This is a genomic window from Parafrankia soli (assembly GCF_001854695.1).
GTDB lineage: Bacteria > Actinomycetota > Actinomycetes > Frankiales > Frankiaceae > Parafrankia > Parafrankia soli.
The window spans coordinates 1-15,797 of record NZ_MAXA01000253.1 but is presented as its reverse complement, the minus strand read 5'-3'; the positions used below and the strand labels follow the sequence as shown (position 1 = coordinate 15,797).

The following is a 15,797-nucleotide window of genomic DNA, read 5'->3' as shown; positions in this document are numbered from 1 at the left end:
GGAGGGCTGCCCGGCGGCTCAGGACAGCAGCTGGCGGATGTCGTTGGCGTCCAGGGTCGCGTCGACGAACTCGCCGTCGTCCATGACGCTGGTGAACAGTTCGGCCTTACGTGCCTGCAGTGCCATCACCTTCTCCTCGATCGTGTCCTTGGCCACGAGTCGATAGGCCATGACGTTGCGTGTCTGACCTATGCGATGTGTTCGGTCCACGGCCTGTGCCTCGGTGGCGGGGTTCCACCACGGGTCGAGCAGGAAACAGTAGTCCGCCTCGGTCAGGTTCAGGCCGTATCCGCCCGCCTTGAGACTGATCAGGAAGACCGGCGCCGCCCCTTCCTTGAACCGGCGCACGACCGCCGAACGGTTGCGGGTGGTGCCGTCGAGATAGCAGTACTCGATGCCGGCCACAGCAAGGGAATCTCGCACCCTGCCGAGGAACCGGGTGAACTGGCTGAAGACGAGCGCGCGGTGCCCACCGTCGACGACGTCCCGCAGCTGTTCGAGCAGAATGTCGATCTTGGCGCTGGGAAGATCGTCATGCGTGTCATCGACCAGCCCGGCGTGAAGACTGAGCTGCCGCAGTGTCGTGAGCGACCGCAGGATCGTGAAACGGTTACGGTTCATGTCGTCGATCAGGCCCAGGACCTTCTGCCGTTCGCGCTGCAGCCGGGTCTGGTAGACCTTGCGGTGGCGGGGATGCAGCTCGATCTCGAGGACCTGCTCCTGCTTGGCCGGGAGCTCGGGTGCGACCTGTTCCTTGGTACGGCGCAGAATCAGCGGCCTGATTCTGCGCCGCAGTTGCGCCAGGCGCTCGGTGTTACCCTGCTTCTCGATCGGGCGGGCGTAATAGTCCTGGAACCGTGACCGGTTCGGGAACAGCCCCGGAGCAGTGATCGACAGCAGCGACCACAACTCCATCACGTTGTTCTCCAACGGTGTTCCCGTGACCGCCAGCTTGAACGGCGCAGGCAACAGTCTCGCGCACTGGTACGCCTTCGACTGACTGTTCTTGACGATCTGCGCCTCGTCGAGGATCAGCCCGGCCCAGGTGGCGCCGGAATACGCCTCCTCGTCGAGCCGGAAGAGGGTGTACGACGTCACGACCACATTGGCGGCGTCCATGACCTCATCGAGGGTCTGGCCCCGGCGCCGCAGTGTGTCGGTGACGGCGGTGACCCGCAGCGCGGGTGCGAACCGAGCCGCCTCGGCGACCCAGTTCGACACGACGCTCGTCGGCGCGACGATGAGGAACGGTGCGAGCGCCGGGTCGGCCTGGCGGGCATGGCAGATCAGCGCGAGCGACTGCAGGGTCTTCCCCAGGCCCATGTCGTCCGCGAGGATCCCTCCGAGTTGGCAGTCCCACAGGAAGCTCAACCACTGGTAGCCGTCAGACTGGTAGGGCCGCAGGCTGGCCTGCAACATGCCCGGTGGCTCCTTCGCACCGGCCGAACCGAGGTCCAGCAGGCCCGCCACCTGGCGGCGCCACGCCGCGGCCTGGCGGACGACCACGCCGAGGCCGGCCAGTTCCTCCCACAGCCCGGCCTGGAAGCGGCTGATACGCAGCGGCCCACCCGGGGTGTCCTGCAGCGCCCGGGCCTCCTCGATCAGCTGGCGCAGCACCCGCAGTTCCGGTTTGTCCAGGCTGAAATACGCTCCGTCGTCGAGCAGGAGGTGCGATTCACCCCGGCTGAGCGCGAGAAAGACCATCGAGAACGGGACCTGACGCCCGTCCAGGGTGATGGCGAGCCCCAGATCGAACCAGTCGTGTTCGTTCGGCACCTCGTCGGTCGAGACCTCGATGCGCAGCGAGTCGCCGACCTCGCGATAGGCGGCGGGACGCCCGCCGACCTCGACGGCGACCCCGTCCCGGGCATCCAGCAGCGGCAGCAGCTCCGTCGTGAACCGCATCGTCTCGACACCGCGGAGGCGGACGGAGGAGACCGGCACGCCCGCCTCACCGAACGACAGCAGCCGAGCGGCGTCGAGCGGCAGGTCCAGACCGGTCAGGATCTCGGCCTCGCTGGTCCTGTCCCGGTACCCGGTGTCGGTCGCGTCGCCGTGCAGCGGTGCCCGCAACCGGGTGTCGCCGACCGCGTAGTCCCATTCCCAGTTGATCTCGACGGTGTGGTCGGGGCCGTAGTCCGCCCGGGCGACGAGAACAGGCGGCGCGATCACCGGCGGTTCGAAGGAACCGTCGGAGGAGACGATCGTGGCCAACTGACGCAGGCCGGGGTAGAACTCGCGGACGAACCGCGACCGCTCGGCGGCCGGGACCTCCAGGCTCCGGTTCCCGACGGCCATCCGGACCAGTGCCGGCGGCACGAAGGCGGTCAACCGGGCCAGCCGGATGTGCCAGTCCGCATGCCGGTCCGTGGCCTGGATCTCCGCCCGGTCGATACCGACGACGCCGTGACCGCCGATGAACGCGAACGGTGCGACGGCCGCGTCCGAGCCGGCCACGCGCAGTACGGGTCGGACGGTGAGCGCCGCTGTCGCCGGATCGCAGGTGACGTCCAGACAAAGTTCCGCCGAACCGTACGGCTCGATGTTCCCGAGGCGTTTGCGTCCGTGCACCAGTTGGATACCGGCCGCGATGGCCTYGTCGAGCAGCGGCCACAGCCGCGGGCTCGTGAACGCGCCGAGGTCGATGTGCTTGTCGTCCCGGTGCGAGTAGTGGCGGTACAGCGAGTCCTCGTCCCCGGACCGGTAGACGGCGTACATCTCCCGCAGGACCCGCAGGTGCGCCACGAGATAGTCATCCCGCTGGTACGGCCCGTGAGGTGCGCTCAGCTTCGACCAGGCGGGCCCGCCGACCCAGCCGTTCTTCCCGGGCTTCACCACGCGCGCGAGGACACGCAGGGACGGCCCGCCGGACGTCGACCGGCCCACCACCGGCTCCGCGGACAGTGTCAGTTCGAGGGCGAGYGGCGTGGCACCCCGTGGTTCGCCATCAGCCGGCCGGTCACCGAGCAGGGCCGACAGCGATGACGCCCAGGTCGCCGGTGCAGGGGCCGCGCGACGGCCCCGGTCAACCGGTTCCGGGTCTCGGGCGGCGGTCCGCGTCGCCGCCAGCACGAGTGCCACGGCGTGTTTGCAGCTGACGCCCACCGGGCAGCTGCACTCGCCGTAGCTGAACCGCCAGGCACCCGAACGGGCCCGGCCGGTCAGGGAGACAGTGGTCAGGTACCGCTCGCCATGGCTACCTTCGACCCGGCCCTGGAGCACCTGGGCCACCGGCTCCCACGACATCTCGCTCACCGCGCCCTGGCGGGCGTACTGCGCACCCCGCCGGTAGGTGACGTCACCCACAGCGGCCCGCAGATGATGGTCATCGACGCTGCGCAACGCCACGGGAAGCATAAAGGAGAAGCTAACAGCCGCCGGTCGGGGACCTGCCGCCTCGTTCTGGCGGAGACCACGCTGATGTCCGGAGTGGGAAGTCACCCGAAGCGGTGCCCCGCCCGCCGGCCGACGGGCGGGGCACCAGGCTCAGCGCCAGCCGGCTGCGGGTGAGCCCGCGCACCGTCGCGCGGCGCGCGGCGCACCGGAGGACGGCTCGACACCCGCCGTCACGTCAGCTCGCGGTGGGCAGGTCGAGCAGCCGGTCGGAGGTGAGAATGGCGCCGTCCAGCCGCAGCAGATAGCCGGCGGGCCTGGTGACGATGGTGCGGGTGGGGTCGGCGCCGGCGGCCGCCGCCCGGCGGGGAGGCCGGTCTCCCCACAGCTCCATGACCAGGGTGTCCTTGGTCGTGATCCGGCCGGCGCCGACGCGCAGCACGGCCAGGGTGGTCTCCATCTTCGGTGCGCTCAGCAGGTGACTCTCCCGGCTGTTCGACACGCGCAGGGGCCCGAGCAGTTCGTATCGCATCGACACCTCGTGCAGGCAGCAGGAAACGAGTCCGGGAGGGGAGGTCTTCAATGTCCCGCGGCCACGCGGCGCGGACGACCTCGTCGACCTCGCGGGGCCGCAGTGGCCGGGCGTCCGGGATGCTCCGCACCGGCAGCTCCTCGTAGACGAGCGAGATGAACTGGTTCGCCCCGCGCATCGGGTCGTCGATGCGCAGCAGACCCGCGTGGGCGAGCCTGGCGAGCCGCCCCGCCAGCACCTCCACGAACTGGTCGGCCCCGCTGGCGCGCACGGCGTCGTAGAGGTCGGGGAAGCGCAGCGCCTCCGCGTAGAGCAGCCGGCGCACCACCTCGGACCGCTCGTCGCAGTAGCAGTCGACGAGCCTCGTCGCGACGGCTTCCAGCCCGCCGCGAAGGCCGCCGGCGTCCTGGGGGAAGCCCTCGAGCACCTCGGCCTTCGCGTTGGACAGCGCCGCGGTCGTCGTCATGACGTACCGGAACAAGTTCTCCTTCGACCCCAGATGGTTGTAGATCGTCGGCTTCGCCACCCCCGCCCCGGAGGCGATCATGTCGATCGTCGCCTCGGTGTACCCGTGCCGGGAGAAGACGCGCAGCGCGGCCTCCACGATCGCGCGCCGTTTGTCCAGCCGGCCCCGATCTGCCCGGCCCGGTTCCGGCCCGTCCCGTTCCGCCGGAGTTACGGCCGCGCCGGTGGTCTCGCCCACACCCATGCCCGCATGCTACCGTCCGACCCATCACATTGAAACGAGTAGTTCACTTTTACTTAAGACCTGTTTCAAGGAGGGTTCGATGGCGGGCACGGACACGGCGGAGGACAGCCCCCCTCGGCTTGATTCCGCCCTGCTGATCATCGTCGGGGTGATGGTGCTCGGCGGGATGATGTCCTATCTGGACGCGACGATCGTCAACGTCGGGATCAGCACGCTCGGCGCGGAGTTCGAGGCCTCGCTCGCCACGATCGAGTGGGTGACCACCGGCTACCTGCTGGCGGTCGCGCTCGCCATCCCGGTGGCCGGCTGGGCGATGGCGCGCTTCGGCTCGCGGCGGATGTGGCTGCTCGGCCTGTCGCTGTTCCTCGCCGGCTCGGCGCTGTGCGCGGTGGCCTGGAACGCGGAGAGCCTGATCGCCTTCCGGGTCCTGCAGGGGCTCGGCGGCGGCATGGTCGACCCGATCATGATGACCGTGGTGGCCGGCGATGCGGGCCCGGCCCGCATCGGGCGGGTGATGGGCCTGATCTCGATCCCGATCACGCTCGGGCCGGTGCTCGGCCCGATCGTCGGCGGCGTGCTGCTGGAGAACTTCTCCTGGGAGTTGATGTTCCTGGTGAACATCCCGTTCGCTCTCACCGCGATCGTGCTCGCCGTTGTGGTGCTGCCCGCCGACCCGCCACGGGACGGCACACCGGTGCCCCTCGACGCCCTCGGCGTGGCCCTGCTGTGCCCCGGTTTCGCCGCGGTGGTCTTCGCGCTCTCCCAGGCCGGGCGGGACGGCTTCGGCAGCGTCCAGGTCGTGATCGGTCTGGTCTTCGGTGCCGCGCTGTTCGCCGGCTACGCCGCGCACGCGCTGCGCACCGCCGGCACACCACTGCTCGACCTGCGGCTGTTCGCCAGCAAGGGCTTCAGCGCCAGCGTGACCATCATGTTCCTCGTCGGCGGCGGCCTGTTCGCGCTGCTGTTCCTGCTACCGCTCTACTACCAGCAGGTACACGACCACTCGGTGCTGGAGTCCGGCCTGCTGCTGGCCCCGTTGGGCGTTGGCGCCATGATCGGAATGCCGCTGGCCGGCAACCTCGCCGACCGCATCGGCGCCCGGCTGCTGGTGCCCACCGGCGCCCTGCTGGTCACGGCGGGGGCGCTGGTGTTCACCCAGTCCGGGGCGGGCACCTCCCAGGCCGTGCTGACTCCCGCCCAGCTCGTCATCGGTTTCGGGCTCGGGCTGGTCGGCGCGCCGACGATGGGCTCGGTCTACCGCACCGTCCCGATGACGTCGGTCGCCGGGGCGACAGGGGCGGTGTTCATCCTCAACCAGATCGGCGCGTCGTTGGGCGTGGCCGTCGTCGCCCTGATCCTGCAGGGCGGCGGGGCACACGCGGCTCCGACACCCGACTCGTTCGGGAACGCCTTCTGGTGGCCGGTCGCCGCGGGCCTCGTGGTGTTCTCGGCCGGCTTCCTGCTGCCCGGCCGCCCGGCGCCGGCCCCCGAGGCGGCCCCGGCCGCCCCCGCGGAGCCGGTGCCCAACTCGGTCTGAGCCCGCCCCGCCGGCCCGCCCCTGTCGTCCTCGACGTCGTGCCCGTCTTCGAAGGCGGCAGCGCCACCCAGGCACTGCGCGACACCGTCGCGCTCGCGCCCCGGGTGGAGGAACTCGGCTACCACCGGTACTGGGTCGCCGAGCACCACAACACCCCCAGCCTGGCCACCTCGACACCGGCCGTGCTCGCCGGCAGGATCGCCGCCGCGACCAGCACGCTGCGGGTCGGCTCGGGCGGGGTGCTGCTGCCCAACCACGCCCCGCTCGTCGTCGCCGAGCAGTTCGGCACGCTGGAGGCGCTCTTCCCGGGCCGCGTCGACCTCGGGCTGGTCGGGCGCCCGGAACCGATCCGACCACCGCCCGGGCGCTGCGCCGCACGCCCGGCGGCGACGAGCGCTTCGAGGGCCAGCTGCGGGAGCTCTCGGGCTACTTCGCCCCCACCGCCCCGGGCAGCCGGGTGCTCGCGGTGCCCGCCACCGACAGCCGGCCGGAGCTGTGGCTGCTTGGTTCCAGTCCCGCCAGCGCCGGGCTCGCCGCCGCCCTCGGCCTCCCCTACGCCTTCGCCCACCACATCAACCCGCACGCGAGCACGGCGGCGCTGCGCCACTACCGGGCGGCGTTCCGCCCCTCGCCCCAGCTCGACCGGCCGTACGCGCTGATCAGCGTGATAGCGACGGTCGCCGACAGCGACCAGGCCGCGGCACGGGCCGCCGCTCCCTACCTGCTCGGCAAGATCTGGATGCGCACCATCGGCGGATTCGACGCGTTCCCCTCCGCCGCGGCCGAGGGCGCGCACGCCTACAGCACCGCCGAGCGGGCCTTCCTCGAGGACCTCGCGGCCCCCCAGCTCATCGGCGGCGTGGACACGGTCCGCCGGCGGCTGGCCGGGCTGGTCGAAGCGACCGGCGCGGACGAGCTCATGGCGCTCACCGTGGTGCCCGACCAGGCCGACCGCCTGCGGTCCTTCGAGCTGCTCGCGAGCGCGGCCACGGCGGTGAGTCCAGCCACCGAGCCAGGGATTTCAGCGCGGCTTTAGAACCCCCCACCAGGGTGGTGATCCCTATCCATACCGTGTACGGAGTACCTGAATGCCATCGCGCCGAACGGCACGAAGAGCAGGGCTGTTCGCGGCCCTCGCCGTCACCCTGGCCACCGCGGCCTGCGGATCCGACGGCGGCGGCACCTACACCTTCGAGCTGCGCGACGACGTCACCTTCCACGACGGCGCCAAGCTCGACGCGGAGGCGGTCAAGGCGAACTTCGACCACATCGTGACCAAGGACACCGAGTGGAGCAGGTGTTCACCGACCCGTGCCATCGGTACACCCAGGAGCTGCTCTCCGCCGTTCCCGGCGAGGCGGGGCGGGCGTACCGCGCGCGCTTCGGAACCGGCTGACACTTCAGCCCCGGCCAACAGGGAGCGATCATCCTACCGGCGCACCCGGCGGGACGTCTCGCTACGGGGCCCCGGCCGGCGGCACCTCGGCCGGCGCCGCGGCGGCGAAGGCACGCAGGAAGGTGGCGGTCGCGGCCCGCGCGGTGTGCTGGATCTGGGTGTCATCGAACGGGCGGGTGCCCAGCGCGGAACGGTGCGCGACCGGGCCGGTGAGCAACGCGAGGAACTGCTCGGCCGCCTCGACCGGGTCGGCCAGCCGCAGCCGGCCGGCGAGCGCGAGCCGGGCCAGCCGGTCCGCGAACGCCTCCCCCACCTGGTTCGGCCCATTGGCGCCGATCATGTCGAACAGGTCCGGGAACCGGACGATCTCGGCGTGCAGCAGGCGGCGCAGCGCCCAGGAATCCGCGGCGCAGTAGCACTCCAGCAGCGCGCGGCCGACGTCGGTGAACGCCGTGGGCAGGTCGGCCACGTCGGCGGTGAGCCGGCTGACGACGGCAAGGCTCTTGGCCGTGGTCCTGTCCGCCGCGGCCGCCATCGCGTGCCGGAACAGGTTCTCCTTGCCGCCGAGATGGTTGTAGATCGTCGGCTTCGCCACGCCGGCCTCGGAGGCGATCATGTCAATGCTCGCCTGCGCGTAACCCTCGCGCGCGAAGACGGCGAAGGCTGCGTCCAGGATCGCCTGCCGCTTGTCGATCCTGCCTCGTGTGCCGACACTTMCAGCCGACTCCGCGACCTTCGCACTGCGCACCGGCCCACCCTACGCGGACGACGACGGCGGGCCGCCCGGCCCCGGCGGACCGGGCCGGCGCACGGCCAAAGCCCTCCAACCTTGGCATTTACCACTAATTCGATGGGTATCGAAGATAAATTTTACTGCACTGACAAGTTCATCCTTCTATAGCGAGGTTGATTCCCGTGACTGGTACGGACCCCCAACCCCGGCCTGCGAGCGACGTGCCACTGGGCGTGCTCGACCTCGTCCCCATCAGTGCGGGCGAGAGCGTCGCGGACGCGCTGCGCAACAGCCTCGGCCTGGCCCGGCACACCGACCGGCTCGGCTACCACCGGTACTGGGTCACCGAGCACCACGTGAACCCGAGCACGGCCGGGCTCTCGTCGACCCTGCTGACCGCACTGGTGGCCGACGCCACCACCCGCGTCCGTGTCGGCTCCGGCTCCCTGCAGCTGGGCCATCGCACCGCGCTGTCCGTCGCGGAGGAGTGGGGCCTGCTCGACGCGCTCCACCCGGGCCGGCTCGACCTGGGCCTGGGCCGCGCCGGCTGGCATCCCCCGGCGCCCGCCGGCGACGGCGGGGCGAGCACCGGCAGCGCGCAGGCGGAGCCGGCCGAGCCCGCGGAGCCCGCCCCGCCGTACCCCCGGCTGCGTGGCTCGGATCTGTTCGCCCTGCACCGGCTGCTGCTGCCGCTCAATCCACTCAACAGCCCCGACTACCTCGACCAGGTAGTCGAGGTCATGGCCCTGCTCGACGGCACCCGCCGCGCCGGTGACCTGCGGGTCCACGCCGTCCCCGGCCGCCGGGCCGATGTGGCGGTCTGGGTCCTCGGACGCACCGCCGGTGAGAGCGCGGAGGTCGCCGGCCAGCTGGGCCTGCCCTACGCGACGAACTACCACGCGAGCCCGTCCACCACGGCGGACTCGGTCGCGGCCTACCGGAAGGCGTTCCGCGCGTCGGAGACCCTGGCCCGCCCCTATGTGATCGTCACGGCGGATGTGGTGGTCGGGCCGGACGACGAGTCCGCCCGGCGGGCGGCGGTCGGCCACGACCGGTGGAGCCTGGCCAACCGCGTCGGCGAGCCGACCATCTTCCCCACGCCCGAGGAGATGTCCGCGTTCCGGTGGGAGCCGGCGGACCGCGAGCTGGTCGCCGACCTGGGTCGAGCCCGGCTGGTCGGGACGCCCCAGCACGTCGCCGCCGGGCTGCGCGAGGTGCGCGGCCGCTTCGACGCCGACGAGCTGCTGGTGACGACCACGACCTTCGACCAGGCCGACCGGCTGCGTTCCTACGAGCTGCTCGCCGAGGAATGGCGGCTCCCGCGAGCCGACTGAGCCCCGCCCGCCAGGCCACGTGCCCCGCACACCGACCAGATCACCCGGAGCAGTCGAAGCAGGAGACGCGGACGCCCACCAAGACCCCTCCGATCATCCTCGTCCGCCCGACGGTTGCGGACCGCCGCGGCGGCCGTGCTGGCCGCGCTGGCCGTGCTGGCCGTCAGCCAGCTCGCGGCCTGCGGAGGCTCCACCGCCGCTGACGGGACCGCGCCGGCGGTGCAAGGCGGGACTCTCACCGTCCTGTGGCCCGCCGAACCGCTCGACCTGTCCACCGACAGCGGGTTCGGGCTGCAGATGATCTCCGGGTCGATCAAGCGCCTCGCCGTGTTCGACGCCCTGGTCGCGCCGACGTGCCGGAACCGGGCGAGCTCCCCTCACCGCTGCGGCCACCGAGCGGCTGCCGGTTCCGCACCCGCTGCCCCCGAGCCCGCCCCCGGTGCGCGGCGGAGCAACCGGCCCTGCGGATGGTCGTTCCCGATCACCAGGTCGCCTGCCACCACCCGGGCTGACACCTCGGCCATCGTGGGACGCGAACAGGATTATCCTCCGGCAGCACGCCGAGGGATCACGGAATTAGCGGGCTTTTAGCGGTCGACACAATACTGATCTCCCATCAGCTACCCGGACGCATGCGTCCCACCCCTTCGGCGCCTGTACTGCCTTCACTGACCGGCATCCGGCTTCACTGACCGACATCCGGGCTCCGGCCGCACTGCTGGCCTTTCTCTTCCATGCCCAGTGGGAGAACCATTACATCGGCGGCGGGACCGGTGACACGATCTCCGACATCATCGACCGCGAGCGATCTGTTTTTGCCCGTCCTGAGAGGAGACGAGGACATCCGGTCAGTCGGCGGCCAGGCCGCGCCGTAGGGCCCAGATCTGCTCCTCCTGGGCGCGCCGCGCGGTGTCGATGTCCAGGTCGCGGAAACCGTGCGCCGCGCCCGCGTAGGCGTGCAGATCAACCGGCACCCCCGCCTGCATGAGCCGCAGTGCGAAAAGGATCCCCTCATCGCGCAGCGGGTCCTCGCCGCCGACGGCGAGGTAGGTCGGGGGCAGCCCGGTGAGGTCGTCGGCCCGGGCGGGAGCCGCGTACTGGTCGGCCTCGGTCACGCCCTCGCCGAGGTAGAGGCGCCAGCACTGGACGGCGAGCAGGCGGTTCCAGACCGGGGTGTCGACGGCGTCCCGCATGGACGGTGTCTCCAGCCGGTCGTCCGTAGTGGGCATGACCACACTCTGGAAACGCACCGCCGGCCCGCCGCGGTCGCGGGTCAGCAGGGCCACCCCCAACGCCAGGGTCGCACCCGCACTGACCCCGGCGCTGTAGCAGTCGTTGAGGCCGGCGGGGAAAGGATGCTCGGGGGCGAGACGGTACCCGACCGACACGATCACCGCCCCGGTACCGAGAGCCAGTTGGGCGACGCCCTGATGAACCATGTCGAGGCTGCCGAGCACGAAGGCGCCCCCGTGCATGTACACGGCCAGCGGCAGCGGGGACGGCCGGCCTTCGGGGCGGTAAACACGCACCCGTACCTTCACGTCGTCATCGGAGCCGGGAACGAGATGGTCCGTGATGGTGAGCCCCGGGATCGGCGGTAGCTCGTCGGCATGAATCGCCGCCCGCCCGGCGCGCTCCTGCCTGACCGCGGCCTCCAGGTCGGTGATGGTTCCCGCATTCGGCGCCGGCGCCGACGTCCTTGCCATTCCGCGCTCCTCGTTCTCTGCTTTTCGATCCGCATCGGGGATGGGCCGGCCCGGTGACAGAATCAACTGACGTCCACCATGGGACACGCATCGATGTCGACCGTCGTCCCGACTCGGCGCACAGCCTTTTTGCCGGGACTTCCACCATATCGCGAACAGAATATGTGCCGTACTGGAACAGAGCCTTTTACGTGGCGCCGACGGTGCCCGAGTGCCATGGCGTACCGCGCGGTTCCCTGCGTGCGCACCGCCTCAGCTGTCAGGGCCGGGCAGATCTATTTCGAAGTAGTACGAGTCCGTGCCCGGGCCGCGGCGTTCGTGGCGGTCGAAGCCGACGCTCTCGTACAGCGCGACCGCGGCGGTGTCGGCGTTGGTCGTCGTCAGGTCCATGTACGTCGCCCCACGCCGGCTCGCGTGCTCCATCGTCGCCGTGAGCAGGATCCGGCCCAGCCCGCGACCCCGCAGCGCGGGCCGGACGTACAGCTCGGCCAGATAGCACTCGTCGGCGTCGTCCCACAGCGAGGGCCGGAACCGCGTCAGGGTGAGCCCGTCCGCGTCGTCCCGGTCCGCGGACGCCTCGAGGAGCAGCACGGCCGTCGCGCCCTGGCCGAGCAGCAGCGCGACCCGATCCGCGAGCCAGCCCTGTTCGGGCGCCGGCTCGTCGTACTCCGCGTTGAACGCCCGGAGCAGACGTGCGATCTGCTCCGCGTCGGCGGCCTGGGCGACGCGGACGCGCGGCAGGCCGCTCGTCGTCATACCGACCAACCTATCGACCTGCCAGCTCCGGGCGGAGTCGGCCGGAGTCAAACAGCACGGTACGGCTGTGGGCCGTGAAGTGAACCCGCCCAGATCCCCGCGACCGGCGGGCGTCTCCGATTCAGAGCTGGCCGTGGTTGGGGGGCAGCACGTCGTTGAGGAGGAAGTTCCCGACGTGGTGGTACTTCCAGTCCACCGGGTCGTGGCTGGCGTGGGTGCGGGCGTTGCGCCAGTGCCGGCTCAGATCGTGGCGCTCGTCGGTGGCGCTGGCGCCGGACAGCGCGAACAGATCGCTGGCCACCTCGGCGGCTACCTCACTGCCGAACGCCTTCGCCTGGGCCACCGCGAGCGAGCCTTCCGCGGCCTGCCGCGCGTCCCGCGGGGATCGCCCGACCTCGTGCAACCGGTCGGCGGCCCAACGCAGCAGCTCCTCGGCGGCCCGCACCCGGGTGGCCAGCCGGCCGTAGCGCAGAATCGTGTGCGGATCCTGCGCCGCCGAATCGACCCAGCCTCCACGCGCGGCCTCGAAGAACGGCCGGGCCCGGGTGCGAACGAACTCACCGGCGTCCCGCAGGGCGCCGCCGGCGATCCCGACCTGGATCGCGGCGTGCACGAGTTGGGCCCGGGCCCCCAGCTGCTGGGGAACCTCGAAGGCTCGGTGGTACGGGATGACCAGCGAAGGGTCGACCGGTACGGCCCGCAGGGCCGTCGTGCCGCTCACCGTGGCGCGCTGGCCCATGACGTCCCAGTCATCGTCCACCGACACTCCGGGGGCGTCGCGTTCGACGAACGCCAGCACCAGGCGGTCAGCCTCGTCGAGCGCGCTGACGCCGATCCACCGCGCGGTGATCGACCCGGTGCTGTAGTACTTGGTCCCGTCGAGCCGCAGCCCGGTGCCGTCCGGGCGAAGCCTGGTGCCGTCCGGGCGAAGCCTGGTGCCGGCGAGGATCTCCGCGAACAGCCGCCGCTGCTGTGGCGCCGTCCCCCAGACCGTCAGCACGTCGACGAACAGGAAGTGCCCCTGCGGAATCTGCGCGATGGCCGGATCAACCGCGGCGATCGTGCGGATGACCTCGGCGAGGGTTCTTGGTGACACCTCCGCGCCACCGTGCTCGGCCGGCACTGTGATGCCGAGCAGACCGCTGGCGTCCAGCGCCGCCAGGGCCTCGACCGGCACGGCGGCCGACCGGTCCCGTTCGATCACCGTGTCGGCGATCGACTCGGCGTAGCGCCGTGCCGCGGCGACCGCCTCCGCGTCCGATCCGATCACCGGGACATGGCACCGTTCACCCTGGTCCGGAGCGGCCCCCCGAACGTGACCCGGTCAGCCACGTAACGCCCATGATCCATCAATCCCCCTAATTTCGATCGACAAAATTTACGACAGCATCATGTCACCAATAGCAGCGATCCTGCAACATCCACCCACCGGCGCCCCGGCGCCCACCGAGAGCGGACGATCACGCCCCCGCGTGCGACCAGGGACATGCCGAAGATCAGGCGTCGCAGGAAGACTTGATACCCAGATCGTCGGGGAATCGTTCCGTCATCGTCTGGTGGCCAGCCGGAATGGGGAGGAACTCATGACCGGACAGCGGGATCAGGTGGCTGCCATCGCAGTCGAAGCGTACATTTTTGCCTATCCGCTCGTGACCATGGAGCTGACCCGACTCCAAGCCACCAATGTCGAGCCCGGAGTGGCGCCGGGCCGGGCCCCGATGAACCATTTCGCACATATCCGGGAGTTTCCCGACGCCGGTTTCAGGATGGTCGTCCGGCCGAACTTCGACACCCTCTACTCCTCGGCCTGGGTGGATCTGACCGAAGGACCGGTGGTGGTCTCCGCGCCCGACACGGATGATCGCTACTACATGTTGCCCGTTCTCGACATGTGGACGGATGTCTTCGCCACCCCCGGAAAGCGCTCCAGCGGCACGGCCGCGGCAGACTGGGCGCTGGTGCCGGCCGGGTGGAGCGGGCGCCTGCCGGCGGGCGTGGGACGCATCGACGCGCCGACTCCACACGTCTGGATCATCGGCCGGACGCAGACCAACGGCGAGGCCGACTACGACGCCGTCCACAAGGTGCAGGACGGATTCCAGCTCTCCCACCTCGCGGACTGGGGGCGCGCTCCGATCGCCGCGACCGCCCGGGCTGTCGACCCGGACATCGACATGACGACGCCGCCCCTGGACGTCATCAACGCCATGACCGGCGAGGAGTTCTTCAGGCGCGCGGCAGAGCTGATGAAGCTTCACCCGCCACATGTCACGGACTGGTCACAGATCCGGAGAATGCGCGCGCTCGGCCTGGTTCCCGGCGAGTCCTTCGACTCGAACCGCCAGGGCCGGGCCGTTCGGGATGCCGTCGCGGCGGCGCCCCGGACCGCTCAGAAAGCGATGACCGCGCGAGTTTCGACAATGGCGACCGTGTCCAACGGATGGCAGACCAACACGGACTCGATCGGCGTCTACGGCAACTACTACATGAAACGGGCCGCCGTCGCGATGATCGGTCTCGGCGCCAACCCCGCAGAGGAAGCCGTCTACCCGCTGCTGCTCACTGACGCGGACGGCGACCCGCTCGACGGATCCGTCGACTACGTGCTCCACTTCGAGCGCGACGAGCTCCCTCCGGTCTCCGCGTTCTGGTCGATCACGATGTACGACAAACACGGCTTTCAGGTAGCCAACCGGCTCAACCGGTTCGCCCTCGGAGACAGGGATCCGCTGACGTACAACGCTGACGGATCACTCGATCTCCATATCCAGCATGCGTCCCCCGGATCCGTTCGGGAATCGAACTGGCTGCCGGCCCCGCTCGGCTCGCTGGGTGTCACGATGCGGCTCTACGCACCCGACCCCGCGGTCCTGTGCGGAGCATGGTCACCACCCGCGGTACGGAAGGCCGCGAGCCGCCCCGGCTGACAGCTCCCCGGCGGATCCCACCGACGGGCCGAAGGTCCGGCGTCCCAGACTTCGGCCCCCGGCAGGATCGTTGTCGTGACGGATCTGCGCGCCCATGTTCTCGCCCGCCTGGATCAGCTCGAACAGACCGCTCGCGATGTTCCCGGGGCGTCCATCTGGAACGCCCGGCAGGTCGCGGGCATGACCGGGGTCGCGCCCGCGGTCGCCGAGCACATCGCCCAGTGGAGCCCGGCCCGCATCCTCCCCTGGACCAGCGGCGCCCGCGAGCTCACCGAGCTGCACCACGACATCGACGGGAAGTGCGCCGTCTGCCTCGACGTATATCCCTGCCCGACCTTGTCCGTTGTGGCCCGAACCCTCGGCATCACCCCGGGCCGATGAGGTGGGCGGGTGGATGGTGGTTCACGCGGCGTGATCTCGCAGGAGTGCGCGGATCGATTCGTCGAGGTGGAACGGGCCGCCGTTCCGGGTGATGATCGCGTCTGGAGCCACGTGCCGAGTGGCTTCGGCGAGGACCTCGGCGGGTCGGGCCCCCGGATTGGCGGGCGGCGCCGGGTCGAGCGTGCGGCCGTCGGGGAGCAGGGCGATGATCCGCCCGGCGGTGGTTCTGCGGAGCTCGATGTTCTCATCGTGCAGGGTGCGGTGGTGTTCGCCGCAGACGAGGGTGAGGTTGTCGATGTCGGTGCCGCCGCCCTCGACCCACGGGATGAGGTGGTGGATGTGGAGCCATCGGGTGTGGGCGCAGCCCGGGTACTGGCAGGTGCCTCTGTCTCGGGCGTGGACGGCGTCGCGGAGCTGCCGGTTCGGTAGTCGGCGGCGTCGACCGAGCCGCAG

Annotated in this window: 12 protein-coding genes and 2 pseudogenes; 7 read left to right on the top strand and 7 right to left on the bottom strand. The window is 70.7% G+C overall.

Features of this window, described 5'->3' with window-relative positions:
* Positions 1-18: 18 nt before the first annotated feature.
* Positions 19-3,441, bottom strand: a complete 3,423-nt coding sequence (locus tag BBK14_RS28860; protein ID WP_241831925.1) for a DEAD/DEAH box helicase — start codon at positions 3,439-3,441, stop codon at positions 19-21.
* 125 nt (positions 3,442-3,566) lie between these two features.
* Complete coding sequence (locus BBK14_RS40815; protein ID WP_241831924.1) at positions 3,567-4,574, bottom strand: TetR/AcrR family transcriptional regulator; 1,008 nt, start codon at positions 4,572-4,574, stop codon at positions 3,567-3,569.
* Positions 4,575-4,653: 79 nt separating this feature from the next.
* Here BBK14_RS40815 and BBK14_RS28850 point away from each other — a divergent pair, with 79 nt between their 5' ends.
* The 3 genes and pseudogenes from BBK14_RS28850 to BBK14_RS36080 all read left to right on the top strand — a co-directional run.
* Complete coding sequence (locus BBK14_RS28850) at positions 4,654-6,111, top strand: DHA2 family efflux MFS transporter permease subunit (RefSeq protein ID WP_071066350.1); 1,458 nt, start codon at positions 4,654-4,656, stop codon at positions 6,109-6,111.
* 38 nt (positions 6,112-6,149) lie between these two features.
* Positions 6,150-7,147: pseudogene (locus tag BBK14_RS40805) on the top strand (LLM class flavin-dependent oxidoreductase).
* Positions 7,148-7,199: 52 nt separating this feature from the next.
* Positions 7,200-7,349: pseudogene (locus BBK14_RS36080) on the top strand (hypothetical protein); the annotation flags it as partial.
* 219 nt (positions 7,350-7,568) lie between these two features.
* Here BBK14_RS36080 and BBK14_RS28840 read toward each other — a convergent pair.
* On the bottom strand, positions 7,569-8,255 hold the full coding sequence (locus BBK14_RS28840; RefSeq protein ID WP_071066349.1) for a TetR/AcrR family transcriptional regulator: 687 nt from the start codon (positions 8,253-8,255) through the stop codon (positions 7,569-7,571).
* Positions 8,256-8,422: 167 nt separating this feature from the next.
* Between BBK14_RS28840 and BBK14_RS28835 the strand changes: the two genes are divergently transcribed.
* Positions 8,423-9,574, top strand: a complete 1,152-nt coding sequence (locus BBK14_RS28835) for an LLM class flavin-dependent oxidoreductase (protein ID WP_071066348.1) — start codon at positions 8,423-8,425, stop codon at positions 9,572-9,574.
* Between the two features lie 245 nt (positions 9,575-9,819).
* Positions 9,820-10,086, top strand: coding sequence for an oligopeptide/dipeptide ABC transporter ATP-binding protein (locus tag BBK14_RS41805; protein WP_338045511.1), 267 nt, complete (start codon positions 9,820-9,822; stop codon positions 10,084-10,086).
* A 336-nt stretch (positions 10,087-10,422) separates the two neighbouring features.
* On the opposite strand, the gene BBK14_RS28825 is transcribed toward BBK14_RS41805, so the two are convergent.
* The 3 genes from BBK14_RS28825 to BBK14_RS28815 all read right to left on the bottom strand — a co-directional run bounded on the left by BBK14_RS28825 (position 10,423) and on the right by BBK14_RS28815 (position 13,306).
* A complete protein-coding gene (locus BBK14_RS28825) occupies positions 10,423-11,280 on the bottom strand; it encodes an alpha/beta hydrolase (protein WP_071066346.1) in 858 nt (285 codons plus the stop codon).
* Positions 11,281-11,532: 252 nt separating this feature from the next.
* Positions 11,533-12,036, bottom strand: a complete 504-nt coding sequence (locus BBK14_RS28820) for a GNAT family N-acetyltransferase (protein ID WP_083391316.1) — start codon at positions 12,034-12,036, stop codon at positions 11,533-11,535.
* A gap of 121 nt (positions 12,037-12,157) precedes the next feature.
* Positions 12,158-13,306: an SfnB family sulfur acquisition oxidoreductase gene (locus BBK14_RS28815; protein WP_116430169.1), complete on the bottom strand. Its 1,149-nt coding sequence runs from the start codon at positions 13,304-13,306 to the stop codon at positions 12,158-12,160.
* Positions 13,307-13,619: 313 nt separating this feature from the next.
* Between BBK14_RS28815 and BBK14_RS28810 the strand changes: the two genes are divergently transcribed.
* Complete coding sequence (locus BBK14_RS28810; RefSeq protein WP_071066345.1) at positions 13,620-14,963, top strand: DUF1254 domain-containing protein; 1,344 nt, start codon at positions 13,620-13,622, stop codon at positions 14,961-14,963.
* 75 nt (positions 14,964-15,038) lie between these two features.
* A complete protein-coding gene (locus BBK14_RS28805; RefSeq protein ID WP_071066344.1) occupies positions 15,039-15,344 on the top strand; it encodes a DUF6221 family protein in 306 nt (101 codons plus the stop codon).
* A 21-nt stretch (positions 15,345-15,365) separates the two neighbouring features.
* Here BBK14_RS28805 and BBK14_RS28800 read toward each other — a convergent pair.
* On the bottom strand, positions 15,366-15,797 hold a 432-nt coding region (locus tag BBK14_RS28800; RefSeq protein ID WP_131802447.1), incomplete at its 5' end, for an HNH endonuclease.